Consider the following 22,509-nt stretch of genomic DNA (forward strand, 5'->3'; position numbering starts at 1 on the left):
CGGGAGCAGGAACCCGGCCCCCTCACCGGACGTTCTCACCGCACGGACCCGATAGCGTCGGGCACGCCAGGCCGTCGGACTCCAGGAGCCCCGCCCCATGACCACCGCCCCCATCCGCCGCAGCGACCGGCGGATCAGCCCCGTCTTCCTGGGGATCGCCGCCGTCACGGCGGTCTCCGGCTGGGCCGCCTGGACCGGCTTCGCGGACAACCCCGGGCTCGCCGTCTTCCTCTTCGTGACGGCCGCCTGGATCGTCTCGCTCTGCCTGCACGAGTACGCGCACGCGCGCACCGCCCTGCACAGCGGCGACATCTCCATCGGCGCGAAGGGCTATCTGACCCTCAACCCGCTCAAGTACACGCACGCCCTGCTCAGCATCGTGCTGCCGGTGCTGTTCGTGATCATGGGCGGCATCGGCCTGCCCGGCGGGGCGGTCTTCATCGAGCGGGGCAGGATCCGGGGCCGCTGGAAGCACAGCCTGATCTCGGCGGCCGGCCCCCTGACGAACGTGGCGTTCGCCGTCGTCTGCACCGCGCCGTTCTGGCTCGACGCCCTGGACGGCGTCCCCGACACCTTCCGGTACGCGCTCGCGTTCCTCGCCCTGCTCCAGGTGACCGCCGCGATCCTGAACTCCCTGCCCATCCCGGGCCTCGACGGCTACGGCGTGATCGAGCCCTGGCTCTCGCACCGGATCCGCCGCCAGGTGGAGCCGTTCGCGCCGTTCGGGCTGATCGCGGTCTTCGCCGTGCTGTGGATCCCGGAGATCAACCACGCGTTCTTCGACGCCATCGACGCGGTCCTCCGCGCCCTCGGCGTCAGCGAGTGGGACACCTACTGGGGCCAGGACCTGTACCGCTTCTGGCAGACCTCGGAGGAGATTCCCCCAGCGGCGTGAGTCGGTGCGCAGGCAGTCAGGTCAGTGTGCAGCAGGAGAGGCGGCCGCCGCGTCCCGCTCCAGCTTGGCCCGCCGCAGGTAGAACCACGCCATGTTCGACGAGAGCCCCGCGAGCAGCACCCACACGACACCGAGCCAGCTGCCCTGCACGAACGAGATCACGGCCGCGGCGACGGCGAGGGCGCAGACGACGAGGGCGTACACGGCGAGGCGGGGCATGGGGAACGGCTCCTGTCCGGTGAAGCGTGGCAAGCACGGTTGCGTACGCGTGCGCGTACGCAACCAGTGTCCCCCATGCCCGCCCCCGCCCGGCACGGGTCCCTACACGTCCGTGACCCGCAGCCCCGCGTGCGCCTTGTAGCGCCGGTTGACGGAGATCAGGTTGGCGACCAGGGACTCCACCTGGTGGGCGTTGCGCAGCCGCCCGGCGAAGATGCCCCGCATGCCGGGGATGCGGGCGGCGAGTGCCTGGACCACGTCGGTGTCGGCGCGGCGCTCGCCGAGGACCATCACGTCGGTGTCGATCTCCTCGACGTCCGGGTCCTGGAGGAGGACGGCCGAGAGGTGGTGGAAGGCGGCGGTGACGCGCGAGTCGGGGAGCAGCGCGGCGGCCTGCTCGGCCGCGCTGCCCTCCTCGGGCTTGAGGGCGTACGCCCCCTTCTTGTCGAAGCCGAGCGGGTTCACGCAGTCGACGACGAGCTTGCCGCTCAGCTCCTCGCGCAGGGATTCCAGGGTCTTCCCGTGGCCCTCCCACGGCACGGCGACGATCACGATGTCGCTGCGCCGCGCGCACTCGGCGTTGTCGGCGCCCTCGACGCCGAGGCCCAGCTCGTCGGCGGCGGCCTGGGCCCGCTCCGCCGCGCGGGAGCCGATGATCACTTTCTGCCCGGCGCGGGCGAGCCGGTAGGCGAGGCCGCGCCCCTGGTCACCGGTGCCGCCGAGGACACCGACGACGAGCCCGGACACGTCGGGAAGCTCCCACGGATCCTTGGCGGGGGCCTTGGCGGGAGCGTTCTGCGCACTGTCTGTAGAGGTCATGGGGCGACCTTACGCACCGGTTCCGCACCCGGTGGTCACCGGTCAGGGGCTATCCGGCGAGTTCCGCCACCGGTATCCGGCGGAACGAGATCGTCTCGTAGGCGCTGAAGTCGCCGGTCTCGTAGAGGAGCCCGACGGTGTGCTCGTCGAGCCGTACGAGATCGGAGTAGGCGGCCGGCAGCCCGTCGACCGTGTGGGCGGTCCGCCAGGTGGTGCCGCCGTCGGTGGAGCGGCGCACGGTCATCAGCGCGCGGAAGTCGGGGTCGGCGGGGCCGGAGAAGAGGAGTACGTCGGGGTCGCGCAGTTGCAGGACGCTGCACTCGACGACGGGGCCGGTGAGCGAGGCCTGCGGGCGGAACGGCTTGACGAGGCTCTGGCCGCCGTCGCGCGAGTGGGCGTCGGCGCGGTTGCCCGGCGCCGGGGAGTCGTTGCGGGTGTTGAGGTACAGGCGCCCGTCGGGGAGTTCGGCGGCGGTGGTCTCGTTGACGTTGATGTAGCCGTTGACGTTGTCGTCGATGTAGCCGATGCGCCAGGTGGCGCCGCCGTCGTCGCTCAGCAGGCAGTGCCCGCCGTTGTACTTGCCCTCGGTGCCGTTGTCGGTGCCGGTGGGCGGCAGGGAGTGGTTGGCGGGGACGACGACGCGGCCCGTGGTGAGCTGTACGGCGTGCCCGGGCGTGGTCGCGTACCACCGCCAGTTCGTCCGCTTCACCTGGCCGGTGATCTCGCGCGGCGCCGTCCAGGTGAGGCCGTCGTCGTCGCTGTGCTGCACCCAGACGCGGCGTCCGTTGGCCGCGGAGACCTTGCCGCGGCGGATGGCGTCCTCGGTGGCCGCGGCGGCGTTGCGCACGTGGACGAGGAGGACGCGGCCGGTGTCGAGGACGACGGGCGCGGGGTTGCCCGCGAGGTCGGCGCCGTTCTTGCCGACGACCTGGAGCGGGCCCCAGGTGCGGCCGCCGTCGGCGGAGCGTTTGAGGACGATGTCTATGTTGCCGAAGTCCTCCGAGGAGCCGACGCGGCCCTCGCAGAAGGCGAGGACGGTGCCGGAGGCCGTGGTGACGACGGCCGGGATGCGGAAGCTCGCGTATCCCTCGCGGCCCGCGCGGAAGGGAACAGACGTCTCATAAGTCATCCTCCGCGCCTCCCCATCCCGGGGGAATTCGCGGTGAACTCCCGGTGACGACTGGCATGTTGGGGCAGGATGCCTCGCCATGGACGCCGTACGGGTCGCGCTGCTGCGCGAAGTGCTCGCCGGGACCGAGTGGCTCGGCGCCACCCGCCGCTTCGCGGGGACGCTGCGGTCCTCCGTCGTGCCGCACGGCGGCGGGCTGCTGCTCGTGGGCACGGCGGCGTACGAGCCGTGGCACCTGGCCGCGCACCTGGTCGACGAGGCGGCCTGGTCGGGCACGCCGGAGCTCACCCCGACGCTCGTACGGCACCGGGTGCGCGCCGCGGATCCCGCGCACCTGTCGACCGGGCTCGGCCGCATCGAGGCGGCGCGGCGCGGCGAGACACTGCTCGTCGTGGCGCCGGACGCGCCGGATCCGGAGCTGCTCACGCGGGTGCACGACGCGCGGCGCGCGGGGGCGACGGTGCTGGCGCTCGGCTCCGGCGACCGGGACCTGGGCGCCCTGTCGCACGAGGCGCTGGCGGTGCCCGAGACGGCCGACCTCGACCTCGACACGGTCCAGCACCTGGTGAGCGCGGCCGCCGGGGAGAACGCGCTGCCCGAGCCGCGGGGCCGCAGGCGGCTGCGCGACCGCCTGTCCCGCCTCGCCGACCAGCTGACGTCGCCGCCGCCGGCGCGGTGGTGACGTGCCGCGCCCGCGCGGAGCGTAATTCGGTTGCTCGCGGCACCGGACCGCCCTGAACATGGCTTTTCGTGCCTCTCTCCGCGATACTGCCCGATCTCTCCCCCTGGCGTTCCACGCGCGACTTCCGCTTGCTGTGGATCCAGGGCCTCGTCACGTACTTCGGCAGCTTCATGGCGATGGTGGCCCTGCCGCTGCAGATCAAGGAGCTGACGGACTCGCCGGTCGCGGTCGGTGCGATGGGCGCGGTCGAGCTGGTGCCGCTGATCGTCTTCGGGCTCTACGGCGGCGCGCTCGCCGACGCCGTGGACCGGCGCAAGGTGATCCTCCTGACCGAGGCGGCGCTTGGCCTGCTGGCCGTCGTCCTGTTGGTGAACGCGCTGCTGCCCGACCCGATGCTGTGGCCGCTGTACGTCGTCGCGGCGGGCGTCTCCGCCCTCGCCGGCCTGCAGCGCCCCGCGCTCGACTCCCTCATGGCGCGGATCGTGCCGCACCACCAGCTGACGGCGGCCGCCGCGCTGAACTCCCTGCGCTGGAACGTGGGGGCCATCGCGGGCCCCTCGCTCGCCGGCCTCGTCGTGGCGTACGCCGGGCACGCCTCCGCGTACGCGATCACGATCGGCTGCTTCGCGGTCTCCGTGCTCCTGTGCACCCGCCTCTCCCCCGCGCCGGCCGCGCACGACGCGGAGAAGCCGTCGCTGAAGGGCCTGGCGGAAGGCGCGCGGTACGCGTGGTCGCGGCCGGTGCTGCTCGGTACGTACGCGATCGACATGGCGGCGATGTTCTTCGCCTTCCCGAACACGATCTTTCCGTTCCTCGCGGACGACCTGGACGCGGAGTGGGCGCTCGGCCTGATGTACGCGGCCGGGGCGGTCGGCTCGCTGCTGTTCAGCCTCACCAGCGGGTGGACGTCGCGGGTGCGGCGGCACGGGCTGCTCGTGGTCTTCGGCGCGGCGGGCTGGGGCCTCGCGGTCACCGCGGCGGGCTGGTTCTCGAACATCTGGGTGGTGCTCGGCTGTCTCGCGCTCGCGGGCGCGGGCGACATGGCGAGCGGTCTCGGCCGCTCCACGATCTGGAACCAGACCATCCCGGACGAGCTGCGGGGCCGGCTCGCCGGGATCGAGGTCCTGTCGTACAGCGTGGGTCCCCAGCTCGGCCAGGTCCGCGCGGGCGCCGCGGCGGGCTGGACGGGCACGCGGCCCGCCATCTGGTCGGGCGGCCTGGCCTGCGTGGCCTCGGTCGGCGTCCTCGCGACACTCCTGCCACGGCTCGTGTCGTACGACGCAACGACGGACCCGGACGCTAGGCGGCGCCGGGAGCAGGGCGAGAGGACGGCGGAGGCGGTGGCCCCCTGACGGGGGGCGGGCCGGGTGGAGGCAGGTCGCCCCCCGACGAAGGGCGGGCCGGAGGGAGGCAGGCCCCCGACGGGGGACGGGCCAAGCCGAGGCGCATCAGCTCCCCGAGGGGGAACGGGCCGGGTGGAGGCGGATCGCCCCCGACGGGGGCGGGCCGGGCGGAGGCGCATCGGCTCCCCGACGGGGAACGGACAGGAGCGGACCGCCCCCCCGACGGGGGCGGGCCGGGCGGAGGCGCTTCGGCTCCCCGACGGGGAACGGGCCGGACAGAGACGGATCGCCCCCGACGGGGCGGGCCAGGCAAAGGCGCATCGGCGCCCAGACCGGGAACGGGCCGGACAGAGGCGGATCGCCCCCCGACGGGGGCGGGCCGGGCGGAGGCGCATCGGCGCCCCGACGGGGGCGGGCCGGACAGAGGCGGGGCGTTCCCCGACGGGGGCGGGCCGGGCGGCGGCGGTCGTCCCCCACGGGGGCGCCGCCGGGCGGTCAGTCGGCCTTGTCGTCGCTGCGGGCCGCCGTGTCGTGCCAGCGGGGGTCGTTCTCCCACTGGAGATTCCGCTCCGCGGCCGTCCGCATCGCGTGCTCCGCCTCCTGGCGCGAGGCGTAGGGCCCCATCCGGTCCTTGCCGGGGCAGTCGGGCCCCTCCTCGACCTTCTGGTGCTCCAGGCAGTAGAACCACTCGCCCGGCTTGCCGACGGTCCGCTTCTTGAACAGCGCCATGCCCCGCTCCTTCCGTCCCCGATCGGGTCACATTCTCTGAGGCCATGCTGCCCCACGACGGCTGGCTAGACTCGCTCACATGTCTGGCCAGTCACTGCTCGTCCCAGGGGAGCTCTCCCCCATCCGTTCCGTACCCGGCAACATCAGGCGCCCCGAGTACGTAGGGAAACCCGCGCCGACCCCGTACACCGGGCCCGAGGTGCAGACCCCCGAGACCATCGAGCTGATGCGCACCGCGGGCCGCATCGCCGCCCGCGCCATGGAAGAGGCCGCGAAACACATCGCGCCCGGCGTGACCACCGATGAGCTGGACCGCGTCGCGCACGAGTACATGTGCGACCACGGCGCCTACCCCTCGACGCTCGGCTACCGCGGCTTCCCGAAGTCGCTGTGCAGCTCGGTCAACGAGGTCATCTGCCACGGGATCCCCGACTCCACCGTCCTGAACGACGGCGACATCATCAACCTCGACGTGACGGCCTACATCGGCGGCGTGCACGGTGACAACAACGCCACCTACCTCGTCGGCGACGTCGACGAGGAGTCCAGGCTGCTCGTGGAGCGGACCCGGGAGGCCCTGAACCGCGCCATCAAGGCCGTCAAGCCCGGCCGCCAGATCAACATCATCGGCCGGGTCATCGAGTCGTACGCCAAGCGCTTCGGCTACGGCGTGGTGCGCGACTTCACCGGCCACGGCATCAACACGTCCTTCCACTCCGGCCTGATCGTCCCGCACTACGACAGCCCGCACGCCACGACGCTCATCCAGCCCGGCATGACGTTCACGATCGAGCCGATGCTGACGCTCGGGACGTACGAGTACGACATGTGGGAGGACGGCTGGACCGTCGTCACGAAGGACCGGAAGCGGACCGCTCAGTTCGAGCACACGCTGGTGGTGACGGCGACCGGGGCGGAGATCCTCACGCTCCCCTGAGGACGAGCCCAGCAGGGATGCGGAAGATCGCTGAACGGGAGGTTCCGGGGGTCGGGAGCGGGTAAGTCTTTTACCGACAGAGTGTCGGGAACCGGTTGACTTAGGTAAGCCTAACTTGCATGATCTGCAGAGGTCACCGGTTTCCGCCGCCCCGTCCTTCCCGGCTCCCCTGGAGGTCTTCATGGACTCGCCGCTCACGCCCTTCTCGACGGTCATCCGCACGGCGTCGCACGAGCAGCACACCGAGGCCGAGACCTCGACCTTCATGAGCGACCTCCTCGGCGGCGGGCTCGGCGTCGACGCGTACACGCGCTACACCGAACAGCTCTGGTTCGTGTACCGCGCCCTGGAGGACGGCGCCCAGGCCCTGCGCGAGGACCCCGTCGCGGGACCCTTCATCCGGCCCGAGCTGCACCGCGTCAGCGAGCTGGAGCGCGACCTCGCACACTTGCGGGGCGCGGACTGGCGCGCCGGCCTCACCCCGCTGCCCGCCACGGAGGCGTACGCGGCACGGATCGCGGAGTGTGCGCGCACCTGGCCCGGCGGCTATGTCGCCCACCACTACACGCGCTACCTCGGCGACCTCTCCGGCGGCCAGATCATCCGCGGCAAGGCCGAGCGGACCTGGGGCTTCGCCCGCAAGGGCGACGGCGTGCGGTTCTACGTCTTCGAGGGGATCCCCAACCCGGCCGCGTTCAAGCGGGGCTATCGCGAACTGCTCGACGGGATCGACGTGGTGGTCACGGACGACTTGGAGAAGCGGCGGATCGTCGACGAGTGCAAGTTCGCTTTCGCTTTGAATACGGCGGTGTTTCGTGAGCTCGGGGAAGAGTTTCCGCTCAGCGCCTGACGGGGTGACGACTCGGGGGCTCTGCCCCCGGACCCCCGCTCCTCAAACGCCGGAGGGGCTGAATCGTCGGACCCGGCCGCCGACCTCGATCGAGTTTTCCGGGCCCGGGGCCGTCAGGAGTTGGGAGCCGCGGCCCTGGGTGATGTTGAGGGCGCGGCTCAGTTCGTGGGTGAGCAGGAGTGCCGCCGCGCCCGTCGCCTCGTCCTCGTCGATGCCGTCGCCCCGCCCGGGGAAGCCCCTCGCGCGCACGCGGCCCGCGGCCTCGTCCTCCCAGGCCCAGGCGTAGATCCACTCCCCCGGCGGCGGCACGTCGAGCGCGTCGACCTCCGCCGCCGTCCCGTACTGCCGCAGCGTCCTCGGCGGCGCCCAGTCCGCGCGTGCCGTGATCCAGCTGAACTCGCCGTCGTGGCGCGCCTCCACCACACCCGCGGGTGTCACCAGCTCCGGCACGTCGAGCAGCCAGGCCGTGCCGACGCAGGGGTGGCCGGCGAAGGGCAGCCTGAGCGTCGGCGTGTAGATGTCGATGACGCCGCGCTCGGGGTCGTCGACGAACACCGTCTCGCTGAAGCCGAGTTTCCCTGCGTACGCCTGACGGTCCGCCAGATCAGGCATGCGGGCCCCGTCGCGCACGACACCGAGTTCGTTGCCGTGCCGACCGTCGGGCCCGCAGAACACACGCAGTACGTCGAAGGGTTCAGTCACCCTCGCATTCAAGCATCACACCGCTGCGGCGCTCCCCCGCCGCCGGGCCGCGACGACCGCGCCCGCGCCCGCCGCGAGCGCCACGCCCGCCACTCCGAGCAGCGCGGTGGAGGGGACCGAGGAGCCGGTGTCCGCCAGCGAGCCCGAGCCGCCGACGGAACCGCCGCCGCCCACGGAGCCGGCACCGGAGACGGACGAACCGGAGGCCGTTGCCCCGGTGTTGCCGCCGGCCGGGAGCATCGCGCCCGCCGATGAGGACAGCGCCACCGTCACCGGGTCGAGCTTCTCGCCCGGCCGGTACGGGGAACCGGTCGTGTCATTGGCGAACTGCTTGGCGCCCGCCGCCGTCAGGGTCGCGGGCACCTTGTCGAACAGCACGACGCCGTTCTTCGCCTTGTACGAGACCCCGGAGAGGTCGAGCGCGGCGAACTTCACGTCGTTGTTCTTGCCCTGGGGCGTGGTGACGTCGGCGAGCAGGGTGCCCTTGGCTCCGCTCGCCCGCACCTTGAGGTCGCTGAACTTCATGTCGATGCCGTGCGCCTTGTACGTGAAGCGGACGCTGCCACCGAAGGAGGCGTCGGCCTTCTTGGCGGCGGAGTCCAGCTCCGCCTTGGCGTACGGGAACCGGTAGCCGTCGGAGATCTTCTTGGCGCCGCCCGCGACGGTCGCCTTCCCGCCGGTGGAGATGTACTTCCGGAAGCTCTCCTTCAGCCCCCAGGAGAGGCGGCCGCCGGCGACATCGCCCGTGGACTCCCGCGACCCCTGCGATGCGGTGGGCTTCGGGGCCTTGCCGGGCTCGGACGGGCCGTCGGTCGGCTTCTTCGTGGGGCGCTGCGTGGGCTTCTGGGTCGGCTTCTCCGTGGGCTTCTGCGTCGGCTTCTGCGTGGGGGTTTCGGTCACCGGTCCGCCCGCCGTCACCGTGAGCGTGGCGGGGTCGAGCTTCTCGCCCGCCTCGTACATGCCGTTGAACGCCTTCGCGCCGTCCGCGGTCAGCGCCGCCGGGATGTCCTTGAAGACCATCGCGCCGCCCTCGCCCTGCCCGGGCCTGACCGTGCTCAGGTCGAGCGCGGCGAGGTCGATGTCGTTCTGGACGGAGCCGTTCAGCGTGACGTCGGCCTGGATGGCACCGGTCTTGCCCTGGGTGCGGACCTTGACGTCGGTGACGCCGATGTCGAAGCGGTGGAGGGTGGAGGTGAAGCGGACGCTGCCCTTGAAGGCGGTGTCGGTGGCGTGCGTACCGGTGTCGTACGTGCCCTTGCCCCCGGAGAACGTGAACACCCCGTTGTCCGCGGCCTGCCGGGCGCCGTCCTTGGCCTCGATCTTGCCGTGGGCCATGCCCGTGACGTACTTCCGGAAGGACTCCTTCAGGCCCCACTCCAGCGTGCCGTCCTTGAGCTCCAGCTTCGGCGGGGCGGCCGGGGCGGCGTCGGCGGCGACCGCCGGGAGCGTGAGGGCGCTCGCGCCCAGGGCGACGGCGGTCGCGACGGCTGCCGCGAGGACGGTGGGGCGACGGGTGGCGGCCATGATCAGGCTTCTCCTTGAGAGGGGGAGGAGGGGGCAGGCAACAGTGAGGTGGTCAGGCGTCCGGGGTGTCCCGCGTGTCCGGCGTCGCGCGCTTCTTGCGTACGACTCCGAAGGCGACCGCCGCGGCGAGCAGGACCGCGACGCCTGCGCCGACACCGATCGGCACGGCGTTCGACGAGGAGTCGGAGGACTCGGCGGCGTTCTCGGTGCGGGGTGCCGCCGCGGTCTTCGAAGAGTTCGGGTCCGGCTTCGGGGTCGGCTCCGACGCGGAGTTCGCGGACGAGCCGAGGTCCGGCAGCGCGGGGAGTTCCGCGTCGGCGTCGAGGGCGACGGCGAGCGAGAGCGGGTCCATGGCGGAGCCCGCCTTGTACATGCCGCCGAACGCCTTGGCGCCCTCGGCGGTGAGCTTCGACGGAACTTCGGTGAGGGAGACGAGGCCGTCCTTCGGCCGCAGCTCCTTCGCGGGGAAGGTGATCAGCGGGGCGTTCTTGAGGGTGGTGCCGCGGTCGCCCTTGCCGTCGACGTCCGCGGTGAGCGTGCCCTTGCCGTCCTCGATCTCGACGGCGACCCCGGCGAGCGTCAGGTCGAGGCCGTGTTCGCCGGTGAAGCGGACCGCCCCCGCGAAGTCCGCGGTGAGGGTGCCCTTCTTCTCGTCGTACGTCCCCTTGCCCCTGGGGAAGCGGAAGAGCGCGCCGCCGTCCTGGGCGCCGGCGGACAGCTTCCACTCGCCCTTGGCGATGGGCCCGGTGACGTACTCGCGGAAGGTGCGGCGCACGCCCCAGTCGACGGCGGCGTCCTGAATGCGGCCGGTCCGGCCCGCCTCCGCGTTCTTCTTCCCCTTGTTCGTGCCCTTGCTCTTCGCGCCCTTGCTCTTCGGGGGGCTCTTGGCGACGAGGTCCGTCGACAGGCTCACCGGGTCGAGGGCGGTGCCCGCCGTGTAGTAGCCGGCGAAGGCCTTCGCCCCCTGTGAAGTGAGCGTCGCGGGAAGGTTGGTGAGGGCGATCGGACCGGTGCCGCCCTTCATGTCGATGCCGGAGATGTCGAGCGAGGCGAGCGGCACCTGCGCGGTCCTGGTGACCTTGCCGGTGCCCTTCTCCTTGCTGACCATGTCGGCGTAGAGCGTGCCGGAACCGCCGGAGACCTTCACCGTGGGGCGGCTGACGGTGAGGTCGAGTTCGTACGAGCCGCCCTTCTTGTGCCCGGTGAAGCGCACCCCGCCCGAGAAACCCGCGGTGAACGCCCCGCTGTCCGGGTCGTACGAGCCCTTCGCCGAGTGGAAGCGGAACTGGCTCCCGCCGACCGTGGCCGCACCCCCTTGCAGGGTGGAGGCGCCGCGGGCGATGGGTCCCGTGACGTAGCTCTGGAAGGAGGACTTGATGCCCCAGTCGAGCCGTCCGCCCCGGACCGTGCGGTCCTCGGCGTGCGCGGCGGCCGCCGGGAGCAGCGCTCCGACGAGTGCCGTGAGCACGGCCACGGCTCCGGCGCGAACGGTGGCACGCGCCTGTCCGGACGACGGCATGGGACCCCTCCTGCGGTCTGGCGAATTAGGTAAGGCTAACCTAAACTACGAACGCTCCGGGCTGGAACCCCCAACCGGAACCCAGCCCTCGGAGCAGACCTCAACAGCTCGACAGGACGGTGGACTTCGGTGCGTATGCCGCGCTCACTCCGCATCGCCGGCGCATGGGCCGCCGTGCTCGCCCTCGGTCTCACCGGGTGCGGAACGCCGGACGGCGACGGCGGCCCCCACGCGCGGCGGGCGCAGGCGAAGACCTCCGCGCCCGACCGGGTCGAGCCGCTGAAGACCGAGCCGAAACCCGTGCTCCCCGCCACCGTCACCTCCGCCGACGGTCACAAGGTGACGGTGAAGGACACCCGTCGCATCGTGCCGCTCACCGGCAGCCTCAACGAGATCGTCTTCACCCTGGGACTCGGCAGGAACGTCGTCGCCCGCGACATCACCGCCACCTTCGAGCAGGCGAAGAAGCTGCCGGTGGTGACCCGCGCACACGACGTCTCGGCGGAGAGTGTGCTCTCCCTCAAGCCGACCGTCGTCCTCGCGGAGACCACCACCGGGCCCGCCGAGGCCATCGACCAGATCCGTGACGCGGGCATCCCCGTCGTCGTCCTCGACCCCGCGAAGAGCCTCGACGACGTGGGCCCGCGCATCGAGGCGGTGGCCGACGCGCTGGGCGTGCGGAAGGCGGGCGCCGAGCTGACGGAGCGCACGCGGCAGCGGATCGCGGCGGTCCGCGAGGACATCCCGGCGGGGAAGGGGAAGAAGAAGCCGCGGGTCGCCTTCCTCTATCTGCGCGGCTCTGCCTCCGTCTATCTGCTCGGCGGGCGCGAGTCCGGGGCGAGTTCGCTCCTGGAGGCGGCGGGCGCGGTCGACGCGGGCAAGGAGTCAGGGCTGCGGAAGGACTTCACGGCGATCACGAGCGAAGCGCTCGCGAAGGCCGCGCCCGACGCGATCCTGGTGATGCGGAAGGGACTCGCGTCGGTGGACGGCGTGGACGGGCTCCTGAAGGTCCCGGGCGTCGCCGAGACCCCCGCGGGCCTGGACCGGCGCGTCGTCTCCATCGACGACGGCGTGCTCCTCAACTACGGGCCGCGCACCGACCAGGTGCTGAAGTCCCTGGTGGAGCAGTTGTACGGGGACGCCGAGTGAGCGTGCTCGCCAAAGCCAAAGCCGCAGACACGGACGCGGGCACGGACACGGACGTGGCCCCGGACGTGTCCGCCCCCACGCCGGACGGCGCGGTCCCCCGCCGCCGCGGTGCCGCCCTCACCCTGACCACGGTGCTCGCCGCCGTCCTCGTCCTGCTCTGCCTGCTCTCCGCGGGCACCGGCGCGTACGACATCCCCCTCGGCGACGTCGTCTCCTCCGTCCAGCACCGCCTGGGGCTCGGCGGGTCCGCGCTCGACCGGGTCGGCGAGAGCGTGCTGTGGAACGTGCGGCTGCCGCGCGTCGTGCTCGCCCTCCTCGTCGGCGCCTCGCTCGGCTGTGCGGGCGCGCTGATGCAGGGTGTGTTCGGCAATCCGCTCGCCGAGCCCGGCGTCATCGGGATCTCGTCGGGCGCCGCGGTCGGCGCCGTCGCCTCCATCGCGCTCGGCCTCGGCTTCCTCGGGAACTGGACGGTGACCGTCTGCGCGTTCGTCGCCGGGCTCGCGACCGTCCTGCTGGTGTACGCGATGTCGCGCGAGGGCGGCCGTACGGAAGTCGTCACGCTGATCCTCACCGGCATCGCCGTGAACGCCTTCGCGGGCGCCCTCATCGGCCTGTGCATCTTCTTCGCGGACAACGCGCAGATCAGCCAGATCACCTTCTGGCAGCTCGGCTCGCTCGCCCAGGCGACCTGGCCGAAGGTCCTCGCCGTCCTGCCCTGCGCGCTCGTCGGGCTGGCCGTCGCGCCGTTCCACGCGCGGCGATTGGACCTGCTCGCGCTCGGTGAGCGGCCCGCCCGGCATCTGGGCGTGGACGTGGAGCGGCTGCGGCTCGTCCTCGTCCTCGTGGTGGCCCTGCTGACCGCGGCCGCGGTGGCCGTCGCCGGGATCATCACCTTCGTCGGCCTCCTCGTGCCGCACCTGCTGCGGATGGCCGCGGGCCCCGGGCACCGCTTCCTCGTGCCCGGCAGCGCGCTCGGCGGCGCGCTGGTCCTCGTCGCCGCCGATCTGGCCGCGCGCACGGTGGCCGCGCCCGCCGAGCTGCCGCTGGGCGTGCTCACCGCGCTCCTCGGCAGCCCGTTCTTCTTCTGGCTGCTCCGCAGGACCCGTCGCAGGCAGGGAGGTTGGGCGTGATCGGACAGCTGAGCAGGAGGCTCTTCGGGGGGCGGGAGCGCGTGCCGCCCGGGCCCGTCGCGCGCGGGGACGTCCTCGCCGAGGCCGAGGGGCTGCGGGTGCGGCTCGGCGGCCGCGAGGTGCTCCGCGGGGTCTCGCTCGCCGCCCGCGCGGGCGAGGTGCTCGCCCTGGTCGGCCCCAACGGCGCCGGGAAGTCCACCCTGTTGGCCGCGCTGGCCGCCGACCTCCCGGCCGACGAGGGAGTCGTACGCCTCTGCGGCCGGCCCGCCCCCGACTGGCCCGCGCCCGAACTCGCCCTGCGCCGCGCCGTGCTGCCGCAGTCCGCGGCGCTCTCCTTCCCCTTCCCGGTGGCGGATGTCGTACGGATGGGCCGCGCGCCCTGGGCCGGGACCCGGGCGGCGGACGACGACGACCGGGTGGTGCGCGAGTCGATGGCGGCCACCGAGGTCGGCGGCTTCGCCGCGCGCCCCTTCTCCGCGCTCAGCGGCGGTGAGCGCGCCCGGGTCACGCTGGCCCGCGTCCTCGCCCAGCGCGCCCCGCTGCTGCTGCTCGACGAGCCGACCGCCGCGCTCGACCTGCGCCACCAGGAGCTGGTGCTGCGCATCTGCCGGGAGCGGGCGGCCGCAGGGGACGCGGTCGTGGTGGTCCTCCACGACCTGGGCCTCGCGGCGGCGTACGCGGACCGGGTCGCGGTGCTGCGCGGCGGGACCGTCGCGGCGGAGGGTGCCCCCGGCGACGTGTTCGAGGCGACGCTGCTCTCCGAGGTGTACCGGCAGCCCGTCGAGGTGTTCCCGCACCCGCGCACCGGCGCCCCCGTGGTGGCCCCGCTCAGGGACGGCGGGCAGTGACGGGGAAAGGGGCGCGGCTACTCTTCCGGAGATGTTCGACAACTATCTGATCGGGCTGCGCGCCGGTCTGGAGGCCGGCGCGGCCGCCGGCCTGCTCCTCACCTTCGCCGCGAGGACCGGGCGGCGGGACGCGCTGCGGCCCGTCGGGGCAGGCATCGGTGTCGCGGCGTTTCTCGCGCTCGGCTTCGGCTGGGCGCTGACGTTCGGCTCGCAGGAGCTGACGCCCCGGGCACGGGAGACGCTCGGCGGGACGCTGTCGCTCGCCGCCGTGGGCCTGTTGACGTGGGTGGCCCTTCGGATGCGGCGCGCGGAGGCGCGGCACATGACGGCGCTGCTCGCGGTGACCGCGTTCTTCGCGGTGGGCCGGGAGGCGCTGGACACGGCCCTGTTCTTCTGGGCGTCGGTGCAGGCGTCGAGGGACGGTGCGCACGGGCCGCTGCTCGTCGTGGTCCTGGGCCTGCTCACCGCGCTCGTCCTGGTCGGGCTGCTCCACTTGGGCGCGGTCCGCGCCGACTTGGACCGGTTCCGCACCTGGTCCGGCGTCGCGCTGATCGTCGTGGCCGCGGGCTTCCTCGCGCAGGGCGTGGACGCCTTGCAGGAGGCCGAACTCCTCGGCGGCGCGCGGAACACGGCGTTCGACATCAGCGGGGCCGTCCCCCCGGACAGCTGGTACGGCGCGCTCCTGGCGGGCGTCGTCGGCTTCCGCCCCGACCCGACAGTGGTCCAGACGGTGATCTGGCCGCTGTACGCGGTCCCCGCGCTGCTCCTCCTCGCACGCGGCTCGAGGTCGCGTGCGACGCGCCTCCAGGAGATCTGACCCGCACCCGCACACCCCTTCCGCACACCCCTTTTCCGGGCCCGATAAGGTTCGGGCCCGGGAAGGGGTAGGTGGAGGCATTCCGATGAGCAACGTTCGCAGGGTTCGCGGTCCCGGCCGGTCCGTCACGGTGTCGGCGGCGGTGACGGTCCTGGCGCTCACGGCGAGCGGCTGCGTGACCGTGCACGGGGAGCGGGAGGTCGTCCCCGCGGCCACCAAGTCCGAGGCGGACCGCGCCCTCAGGGAGTTCCTCACCGCGTACAACAAGGCGGACAAGGCCTACGACCCGGCCGCGGACGCCGCCCGCATCACCGGGCCGCTGGGCGCCATCAACCAGGGCGGCCTGAAGTCCCGGCGCGTGCAGCATCCGGAGGGCAACAAGAACCACGTGCCGCTGGAACTCACGGACGTGACGTACGCGATACCGAAGAAGGCCGGCTGGCCGCGCTGGTTCCTGGCGGACACCAAGGCCAACCGCCGCTCCGACCTGCGGTGGCTGTGGGTCTTCACGAAGAGCGGCCCCGACCAGCTGTGGCGGGCGACCTATCTGAACCTGGTGTCGCCGGAGAAGATGCCGAAGCTGAAGAAGGACGGGGACGGCTGGGCCGAGCCGGTGGGCCTGCGGGCGAAGGACCTCGCGCTGGCCCCCGCCGACCTCGGCGAGGAGTACACGTCGTACCTCAAGTCGGGCGGCGACGCGTTCGCGCCGAGCGACCACACGTCGCGCTGGAAGGCCTACCGCGACCGGAACTCCAAGCGGGCCGGCCTCGCCGTGCAGTACCTCGACGAGCCGGAGAACGGCGGCACGTTCGCGCCGCTGGGGCTGCGCACCGAGGACGGTGGCGCGCTGGTGTTCTTCGCCACCCGCCACTACGAGAAGCAGACCGCGTTCAAGGGCCTCAGCCCGAAGGTCGACGCGGACGCGAAGGCGCTGCTCAAGGGCGAGGTGCGGCAGTCCCTGCTGCTGCACCGGGTCTCCAACCAGGTGGTCGTCGACCCGAAGAAGCCGGGCGGCGACAAGGTGGCGTTCCTGGGCCGCCTCCAGGGTCTGACGGGCGCGACGGGCGAGTAGGCCCCTCCCCCGGAGAGGCCACCCGGGTCCTCCGGAGCGGTCGCCGGGTCAGCCCCGCAGGGGCCAGGCGGCGACGTCCTGCTGGGGCTCGCCCGCCACGCGCGCGCACTCGTCGGTGAGCGTCGCGAGGAGCGTCAGCGGGTCCGGCAGCGGATGCTCGGGGCCGCGGATCCAGCGCACCTCCCGGTCGTCGGGGAGCCGGGCGGGCGGCACCAGGACGTACGACCCGCGGCAGTGCCAGCGCAGGCCGGGGTGCTCGTCCATCGTCTCGGGGTGGCAGTCGAGCTCGCACGGCCACCACTCGTCCTCGTCCTCGGGGGTGCCGCGCGTCGCGGTGTAGAAGAGCAGCCGCCCCTGGCCGTTGCTGCCGCCCGACTCCGCGACCGGGCCCACCTCGATCCCGGCGGCGAGCAGCCGCTCGAGTGCTTCGAGCCCGGCGTCCAGCGGCACGTCGAGGACGTCGTGGATCATGCCGGTCGCGGTGATGAAGTTGGCCTGCGGCTGGTGGCGGGCCCACCGCTCGATCTGGCCGCGGTCCGTCGTGGACTGCGTCTGCCAGGCGAAGGAGACCGGGTGCCGGGCGGGGGTGGGACAGCCGATCCGGTCGCAGGAACATCGGTACCCCGAGGGATACGCGGCCGGGGCCAGCGGCAGTCCGGCCGCCGCGGCGGCGAGGAGCAGCTCCTCGCGGGCCCGGTCATCCGCCGCCGTGTCCTTGGGGCGCCGTCGGAGCCACTGGGAGAATTTGCCCTGTCCGCCGGACCGGCTGCCGAACTCCGCGCCCATCTAGCCCCTCACCTCGCCGTTGTGCCGAAAGCATGACCCATGGTCCCACCATCCTGCGCCTCGGGGGGCCGGAGGCCACATCCGGGGTGGCCGGGGTATGCCCACCGCGGGATGACATAGCGCGTCTTTCCGGTGCAAGTTTGGATTTACCCGCCTACCGTGGGCGCCATGGTCATTAGGACTGTGCTGACGAGCCTCACGGCGCTGACCCTCACGGCACCGAACGGCTTCCTCACCCCGATCGAGTGGAGCGGGCCGCTGACCGTGGACGCGCTGCCCCGCGTCGTCTACACCGCGCACCGCGGCGGTGCCCTGGAGGTTCCGGAGAACAGCATGTCGGGCCTGCTGGCCGCCTATGAACGCGGTACCGCCCAGGTCATCGACTTCGACACGCGGATACTGCGCGACGGGACGCCGGTGGTCATGCACGACGCCACCCTGGACCGCACGACGTACACGTCGGGCCCGGTGCACCGGCTCGACCGGTGGGGCTGGCTCGCCGTGCGGCTGCGCCCCCCGGCCACGGTGCCCGGCCGCTGGCGCCCGGAGCGGCCGCCGACGGTCGCGGAGGTCCTCGACCGGTTCGGCGGGCGGATCATGCTGATGCTGGAGGCCAAGGACCCGAAGAGCCTGGAGCCGCTCGCCCGGCTGATCCGCGCCCGCGGGCTCACCCGCTCGGTCTTCGTGAACACCAACGACCCTGCGGTCGCCCGGCGCGCCCACCGCCTCGGCCTGCTGGCCCAGCTGTGGCGCTCGAAGGCGCAGATGCGGCGGGACCGCCCGAAGGAGTGGGCGTCGTTCGTCGACGTCCTGGACGTGGACTACAAGGCGCGCGACAGCGATCTGCTGCGCGCGGTGAACTCGGGCGTCCCGCGGGTGTGGGCGCACACGGTGACCACTCCGCAGCAGCGCGACCGGGTGCTGCGCCTCGGCTGCAACGGCGTGATCACGGACGCTCCCGGCCTGCTCTCGCGTACGCCGGTCAGGAAGCGGAGTACGGCCGGGGCGTGATGCCGTACAGCGCGTACTCGACGAGCTTGTCCACGTAGTCGTGGGTGAGGGGGCCCGAGCGCATCAGCCAGCGCTGGGCGAGCGGGCTCGACCACAGTTCGAGGGCGATGCGGGGGTCGATGTCGGGCACGACGTGCCCCGCCTCGCGGGCCTGCTCCACGCGCTTCACGAAGAGCTGGAGCTGCGGCTCCAGGAGCTTCTCGACGAACTCGGCGCCCAGCTCGGGGTTGAGCAGCCCCTCGGCGGCGAGCGCGCGGTAGGGCGCGTCGTACCTGGGGTCGTTGAACTCGTCGACGGTGGCGCGCATCACGTACTTGAGGTCGGCCTCCAGGTCCCCGGTGTTCGGGATCTCGGTCTCGATCTCCGCCCTGCCCGCGTTCTCACTGGCCTCCCGGGACGCCTGCTCGGCGAGGTCGAGGAAGGCGTCGAGCAGGACGGCTCCCTTCGACGCCCACCAGCGGTAGATCGTCTGCTTGCCGACGCCGGCGCGGGCCGCGATGGCCTCGATCGTCAGCTTCGCGTAGCCGACCTCACCGACGAGGGCGAGGGCTGCGTCGTAGATCGCGCGGCGCGAGCGTTCGCTGCGGCGCGTGGAGTCGGGAGCTGTCTTCTGGGCCATGCCGTCGAATGTAGCAGCGGCCGAACCGAGACGTACCGTCTAGACAAGACGCGTCGTCTCGCCCGCGGGGGCGTGCCGGGCACCACCCGTTCGGCCAATCTCGCAACCACCCGTTCGGTTCACTGCGCGAAAGCTCTCCCAGACCGCACTATGGGCATCAACTGCCCCACCATGGGCAGCACATGACCTGCGGTACGTGAGGAGCCTTCATTGTCCCGTTTTCCTCGCTCTCCTCGGCGCGCCACACACCGGCGCTATCTGATGTGCCCACCGGCACACTTCAAGGTCACCTACTCCATCAACCCCTGGATGGACCCCGGCAAACCGGTCGACGTCCCCCTCGCCGTCGCCCAGTGGGAGGACCTGCGCGACCGGTACGTCTCCCTCGGCCACACCGTCGAGGAGCTCACCCCCCGGCCCGGGCTGCCGGACATGGTCTTCGCGGCGAACGGCGCGACCGTCGTCGGCGGACGCGTGCTCGGCGCGCGCTTCGCCTACCGCGAGCGCGAGGAGGAGGCCGCGGCCCACCTGGAGTGGTTCCGCGCGCACGGCTTCACCGAGATCCACGAACCCACCCACATCAACGAGGGCGAGGGCGACTTCGCCGTCACCTCCTCCTACGTCCTGGCCGGGCGCGGCTTCCGGGCCAGCCCGCTCTCGCACGGCGAGGCGCAGGAGTTCTTCGGCCGCCCGGTGATCGGGCTCGACCTGGTCGACCCCCGCTACTACCACCTGGACACCGCGCTCGCCGTCCTGGACGACGCGGCGGACGACGTCATGTACTACCCGCCCGCCTTCTCCCCCGGCAGCCGGGCGGTGCTGCGGCGGCTCTTCCCCGACGCGCTGATCGCCGAGGAGCCCGACGCCGAGGCGCTCGGGCTCAACGCCGTCTCCGACGGGCTCCACGTGCTGCTTCCGCAGGCCGCGCTCGGCCTCTTCGAGCCGCTGCGCGAGCGCGGCTACGAACCCATCGGGATGGACCTGACCGAGCTGCTCAAGGGCGGCGGCAGCGTGAAGTGCTGCACGCAGGAGCTGCGGGGCTAGCCCTTCCGCAGCTCCGCCGGGCAGAGCCGGCGCGGCTTGTCGTCGCCCTTGAGCCGGGCGTCGGCACAGCCGCCCGGCAGCCCCCCGTACGCCTTGGTGCCGAAGTTCGCCGTCACCGTCAGCGTGCCCTTGCCGAAGACCGTGCGCTGGACGGTGCGGTCCTCGGTCAGCCGGCGGAAAGAGGTGAGCTGTTCGGTGCCCGCTGCCTTGTGCAGGGGCGAGAAGTACTTCTGGAGTGCGGCCAGTTCGGCGCCGTGTTTCTTCAGCGAGGGGCCGTCGAGGACGTAGTTGAGGGGGGTGTTGTAGAGCATGGCGAGCAGGGCGCGGGGGGTCTTCTGGGCGGGCAGCTTCTCGTACGAGAGTTCCCAGCGCTCGGTGTTGACGAGCGAGCCGTGCAGCGCGGTCTCGTAGAGCGGGGCACGGTAGCGGGGGTCGTACATCGCCTTGGCGAGGCCGGCGGGCAGGTCGACCGGCTTGAAGAAGACGCCGGGCGCGTTCTCGGGGTAGTAACCGCCCCACTTCTCGCGGTCCTTCTGGAGCTTCCAGAGGCCGTCGGCGACCGGTGTCGCGCCGCCGTGGTCGAAGGCGAGCGTCTTGTTCGCCCAGGCCTGCGCGGTCTCCGAGCCGAGGACGAGACCTCGGTCCGCGATGCGCCGCATGCGCGCGAGGCGGTGCTCGCGGTCCTCGGCCTTGGTCATCCGGTGGCCCTTGCCGTGGTCGCGGAAGAGTTCGCCGGTGGCGTCGACGTCGAGGAAGTAGCTGTCGGCGCCGTTGGCGACCATCCGGCGGGTGCGGTCGGCCAGGTAGTGGTGGTGCTTCTCCGCCTTCTCGAAGGCGGAAGAGCTGAGGTAGCAGCCGCGGCCGCCGAAGCCCGTCACCGGCTCGCCCTTGGCGTCACGGACGCAGAAGTCCGGGTAGACCGTGCCGGGCCAGACGGAGTTCGGGGCGTCGGCGGTCTTCGGGTCCTGGCCGTTGGCGAAGGAGTCGTAGGGGCCGATGAGGTACCCGGCCTTCTTCGCGGCGCCCACCGCCGCCTTGTCCGGGTACGGCTTCCCGTCGTAGCCGAGCCACATGCGGTCGACGCCCAGCTTGCGCAGCTCCTCGATCCCGGCGCGCTTGCGGGCGTCGCCCCAGGTGTAGGCGTGGAAGGCGCCGAGGAGCTTGCCGGTGGCGGGGTTCTTCGCGATCTTCCGCTTCAGGCTGCCGAGCCGGCCGCGTTCGGCGAGGTAGGAGCGGTAGTCGGCGGCGGGCGCGACGGCGTTGCCGTCGGTCAGGGCGAAGGTGACGGTGTAGTCGCGGGTGCCCTCGCCGCGGTCGAAGGTGTGCTCGGCGGTGGTGCGCAACCGTCCTCCCGGGGCGGCGAAGCCGAGGCTCGTGCCGATGTCGGTGGGGGTGAGGTAGCTGACGCCGGCCCGCTTGCCGAGGGAGTAGCCCCACAGCGGCAGCGTCAGGCCTTCGCTCACGTCGACACCGCTGCCCGCGAGGCCGTCCTCCCCCTTGGTCCAGAACGCGTCCTTCACGGGGATGTCCAGGCCTTCCCCGCGCGGGAGTTGGAGTGCGGTGGCGGCGGAGTCGGTGCCGGTGACGGGCCAGCTGACCGAGGTGTCGCGGTGTGCCTTCATGCTGAGGGAGAGGCGGCCGTGGTCGGTGCGGGCGGTCACGTCGATGCCGCGCTCGGGGTAGCTCCAGCGGGCGCGGCCGGTGCCGGTGCGGGTCACCGGGCCCGGCTTGCCGAGGTCGGTGCCCGAGGCGTCGGAGAGGGTGAGGTCGCGGCCGTCGCGGGTGCGGGCGCGGACGGCGAGCGTGGCGGTGTCGACGACCGCGGTGCCGCCCTCGACGGCGAGTTCGACGTGCCGGCCGTGCGGCGGCTCGGCTCCGGCGGTGAAGGCGTACGTGGTGGCTCCTGCGGCGACGACCGCGAGGGCGACGGACAGGGCGAGGAATCGGGTCTCCGACCGCCTGCGGGCGTGGCCGGGCGAACTGCTCTTGGTTGGCATGGAGATGTGGATAGTCGCCGCCTCTAAGAACCTTTTAAGAAGAGGGGCAGTTCAGCCATCTGGCCGACGGCGTGCTAACAATACGGACGCACAGGTACGCAGACAGTCCTGTGCGAACGCGTCACCACAACCAAACAGTTGGGTCCACGGGGGCCCAGGGGGAAGAAGAGGTATCAGCGCAGTGAACCGTATGCGCACGTCCGCCGCAGTGCTGGCCACCGCGGGGGCCCTGACCGCCGCTCAGCTCGGCCTCGCCGGGTCCGCGTCCGCCGCGACCGGCCCGACCGCTCCGAAGGCCGCGCCGAAGGCGTCTCCGAGTGCCGTCTCCGGCTGCCCGATCGACATCGTGTACACCTCTCGCTTCCAGGTCGACCGGAACGGCTGGGTCACCAACGGGGGCCTGTACTTCGGCATCAAGAACAAGAGCACGAAGAGCTTCAAGAAGGTCAGCTTCACGGTGACCAACGTGAAGAACATCCGCTTCGGCCGGGCGACGCCGAAGGGCGGCAAGGTCACCCACAAGACGTCCAAGACCGTCACCGTGTACGACAAGAGCCTGGCGGGCAAGGCCAAGCTCGGCGTCAAGGTGCGCACGCGCCTGCTGAACACCAGGTCCTACAAGGTGAAGTTCTCCGTGCGCGGCACGGGCTGGAACTGCGCCGTCAACCAGGGCACCTGGGGCGCGTGA

At 72.3% G+C, this 22,509-nt stretch carries 23 protein-coding genes; 13 read left to right on the forward strand and 10 right to left on the reverse strand.

Annotated features, from left to right (window positions below; all coding sequences use genetic code 11):
- Window positions 1-97: 97 nt before the first annotated feature.
- A complete protein-coding gene (locus ACH4D5_RS00640) occupies window positions 98-895 on the forward strand; it encodes a site-2 protease family protein (RefSeq protein ID WP_398297109.1) in 798 nt (265 codons plus the stop codon).
- Between the two features lie 21 nt (window positions 896-916).
- Here the strand turns inward: ACH4D5_RS00640 and ACH4D5_RS00645 are convergent, their stop codons facing one another.
- The 3 genes from ACH4D5_RS00645 to ACH4D5_RS00655 all read right to left on the reverse strand — a co-directional run bounded on the left by ACH4D5_RS00645 (window position 917) and on the right by ACH4D5_RS00655 (window position 3,062).
- Window positions 917-1,114, reverse strand: coding sequence for a hypothetical protein (locus ACH4D5_RS00645; RefSeq protein WP_398297111.1), 198 nt, complete (start codon window positions 1,112-1,114; stop codon window positions 917-919).
- Between the two features lie 102 nt (window positions 1,115-1,216).
- On the reverse strand, window positions 1,217-1,933 hold the full coding sequence (npdG, locus tag ACH4D5_RS00650) for an NADPH-dependent F420 reductase (RefSeq protein WP_398297113.1): 717 nt from the start codon (window positions 1,931-1,933) through the stop codon (window positions 1,217-1,219).
- Window positions 1,934-1,982: 49 nt separating this feature from the next.
- Window positions 1,983-3,062: an exo-alpha-sialidase gene (locus ACH4D5_RS00655; protein WP_398297115.1), complete on the reverse strand. Its 1,080-nt coding sequence runs from the start codon at window positions 3,060-3,062 to the stop codon at window positions 1,983-1,985.
- Between the two features lie 79 nt (window positions 3,063-3,141).
- Here ACH4D5_RS00655 and ACH4D5_RS00660 point away from each other — a divergent pair, with 79 nt between their 5' ends.
- On the forward strand, window positions 3,142-3,744 hold the full coding sequence (locus ACH4D5_RS00660) for a hypothetical protein (protein WP_398297117.1): 603 nt from the start codon (window positions 3,142-3,144) through the stop codon (window positions 3,742-3,744).
- Between the two features lie 68 nt (window positions 3,745-3,812).
- On the forward strand, window positions 3,813-5,096 hold the full coding sequence (locus tag ACH4D5_RS00665) for an MFS transporter (protein WP_398297119.1): 1,284 nt from the start codon (window positions 3,813-3,815) through the stop codon (window positions 5,094-5,096).
- A 486-nt stretch (window positions 5,097-5,582) separates the two neighbouring features.
- Here the strand turns inward: ACH4D5_RS00665 and ACH4D5_RS00670 are convergent, their stop codons facing one another.
- On the reverse strand, window positions 5,583-5,816 hold the full coding sequence (locus ACH4D5_RS00670; protein WP_398297121.1) for a hypothetical protein: 234 nt from the start codon (window positions 5,814-5,816) through the stop codon (window positions 5,583-5,585).
- Window positions 5,817-5,895: 79 nt separating this feature from the next.
- Between ACH4D5_RS00670 and map the strand changes: the two genes are divergently transcribed.
- Together map and ACH4D5_RS00680 are read left to right on the forward strand one after the other, a co-directional pair.
- Window positions 5,896-6,753: a type I methionyl aminopeptidase gene (gene map, locus ACH4D5_RS00675; protein WP_398297123.1), complete on the forward strand. Its 858-nt coding sequence runs from the start codon at window positions 5,896-5,898 to the stop codon at window positions 6,751-6,753.
- Between the two features lie 181 nt (window positions 6,754-6,934).
- Window positions 6,935-7,603: a heme oxygenase (biliverdin-producing) gene (locus ACH4D5_RS00680; protein ID WP_398297125.1), complete on the forward strand. Its 669-nt coding sequence runs from the start codon at window positions 6,935-6,937 to the stop codon at window positions 7,601-7,603.
- Window positions 7,604-7,645: 42 nt separating this feature from the next.
- On the opposite strand, the gene ACH4D5_RS00685 is transcribed toward ACH4D5_RS00680, so the two are convergent.
- Genes ACH4D5_RS00685 through ACH4D5_RS00695 form a run of 3 tightly spaced genes read right to left on the reverse strand, consistent with a single transcriptional unit; the run spans window position 7,646 to window position 11,348 of the window.
- Window positions 7,646-8,305, reverse strand: a complete 660-nt coding sequence (locus ACH4D5_RS00685; protein WP_398297127.1) for a PhzF family phenazine biosynthesis protein — start codon at window positions 8,303-8,305, stop codon at window positions 7,646-7,648.
- 15 nt (window positions 8,306-8,320) lie between these two features.
- Window positions 8,321-9,829, reverse strand: a complete 1,509-nt coding sequence (locus ACH4D5_RS00690; protein ID WP_398297129.1) for an HtaA domain-containing protein — start codon at window positions 9,827-9,829, stop codon at window positions 8,321-8,323.
- Between the two features lie 52 nt (window positions 9,830-9,881).
- Window positions 9,882-11,348 (reverse strand): HtaA domain-containing protein, encoded by a 1,467-nt coding sequence (locus ACH4D5_RS00695; RefSeq protein WP_398297131.1) that lies wholly within the window; start codon window positions 11,346-11,348, stop codon window positions 9,882-9,884.
- A 135-nt stretch (window positions 11,349-11,483) separates the two neighbouring features.
- Between ACH4D5_RS00695 and ACH4D5_RS00700 the strand changes: the two genes are divergently transcribed.
- The 5 genes from ACH4D5_RS00700 (at window position 11,484) to ACH4D5_RS00720 (ending at window position 16,364) form a co-directional block, all read left to right on the forward strand.
- Entirely contained in the window at window positions 11,484-12,497 is a 1,014-nt protein-coding gene (locus tag ACH4D5_RS00700) for a hemin ABC transporter substrate-binding protein (RefSeq protein ID WP_398297133.1), read from the forward strand.
- Between the two features lie 65 nt (window positions 12,498-12,562).
- Window positions 12,563-13,627 carry a FecCD family ABC transporter permease gene (locus ACH4D5_RS00705; protein WP_398298458.1) on the forward strand — a complete coding sequence of 355 codons (1,065 nt, stop codon included), beginning with the start codon at window positions 12,563-12,565 and terminating at the stop codon, window positions 13,625-13,627.
- The gene (locus ACH4D5_RS00710; RefSeq protein WP_398297135.1) at window positions 13,618-14,475 is read left to right on the forward strand and encodes a heme ABC transporter ATP-binding protein; all 858 of its coding nucleotides are present in this window, start codon (window positions 13,618-13,620) and stop codon (window positions 14,473-14,475) included. The genes ACH4D5_RS00705 and ACH4D5_RS00710 overlap by 10 nt, the downstream gene beginning before the upstream one ends.
- Window positions 14,476-14,506: 31 nt before the next feature.
- Window positions 14,507-15,292: an FTR1 family protein gene (locus tag ACH4D5_RS00715; protein WP_398297137.1), complete on the forward strand. Its 786-nt coding sequence runs from the start codon at window positions 14,507-14,509 to the stop codon at window positions 15,290-15,292.
- An 85-nt stretch (window positions 15,293-15,377) separates the two neighbouring features.
- Complete coding sequence (locus tag ACH4D5_RS00720) at window positions 15,378-16,364, forward strand: hypothetical protein (RefSeq protein ID WP_398297138.1); 987 nt, start codon at window positions 15,378-15,380, stop codon at window positions 16,362-16,364.
- Window positions 16,365-16,412: 48 nt separating this feature from the next.
- Here ACH4D5_RS00720 and ACH4D5_RS00725 read toward each other — a convergent pair whose 3' ends face one another.
- Window positions 16,413-17,150: a bifunctional DNA primase/polymerase gene (locus ACH4D5_RS00725; RefSeq protein WP_398297139.1), complete on the reverse strand. Its 738-nt coding sequence runs from the start codon at window positions 17,148-17,150 to the stop codon at window positions 16,413-16,415.
- A 168-nt stretch (window positions 17,151-17,318) separates the two neighbouring features.
- Here ACH4D5_RS00725 and ACH4D5_RS00730 point away from each other — a divergent pair, with 168 nt between their 5' ends.
- Window positions 17,319-18,161 (forward strand): glycerophosphodiester phosphodiesterase, encoded by an 843-nt coding sequence (locus tag ACH4D5_RS00730; protein ID WP_398297140.1) that lies wholly within the window; start codon window positions 17,319-17,321, stop codon window positions 18,159-18,161.
- Here ACH4D5_RS00730 and ACH4D5_RS00735 read toward each other — a convergent pair.
- On the reverse strand, window positions 18,133-18,780 hold the full coding sequence (locus tag ACH4D5_RS00735; RefSeq protein WP_398297141.1) for a TetR/AcrR family transcriptional regulator: 648 nt from the start codon (window positions 18,778-18,780) through the stop codon (window positions 18,133-18,135). The two genes, ACH4D5_RS00730 and ACH4D5_RS00735, sit on opposite strands and share 29 nt — an antisense overlap.
- A 210-nt stretch (window positions 18,781-18,990) precedes the next feature.
- Between ACH4D5_RS00735 and ddaH the strand changes: the two genes are divergently transcribed.
- Window positions 18,991-19,824: a dimethylargininase gene (gene ddaH / locus ACH4D5_RS00740; RefSeq protein ID WP_398297142.1), complete on the forward strand. Its 834-nt coding sequence runs from the start codon at window positions 18,991-18,993 to the stop codon at window positions 19,822-19,824.
- On the opposite strand, the gene ACH4D5_RS00745 is transcribed toward ddaH, so the two are convergent.
- Window positions 19,821-21,821, reverse strand: coding sequence for a glycoside hydrolase (locus tag ACH4D5_RS00745; protein ID WP_398297143.1), 2,001 nt, complete (start codon window positions 21,819-21,821; stop codon window positions 19,821-19,823). The two genes, ddaH and ACH4D5_RS00745, sit on opposite strands and share 4 nt — an antisense overlap.
- Before the next feature lie 190 nt (window positions 21,822-22,011).
- Here ACH4D5_RS00745 and ACH4D5_RS00750 point away from each other — a divergent pair, with 190 nt between their 5' ends.
- On the forward strand, window positions 22,012-22,509 hold the full coding sequence (locus tag ACH4D5_RS00750; protein ID WP_398298460.1) for a hypothetical protein: 498 nt from the start codon (window positions 22,012-22,014) through the stop codon (window positions 22,507-22,509).

It is taken from the genome of Streptomyces sp. NPDC018029 (assembly GCF_044327655.1).
Taxonomy (GTDB): Bacteria; Actinomycetota; Actinomycetes; order Streptomycetales; family Streptomycetaceae; genus Streptomyces.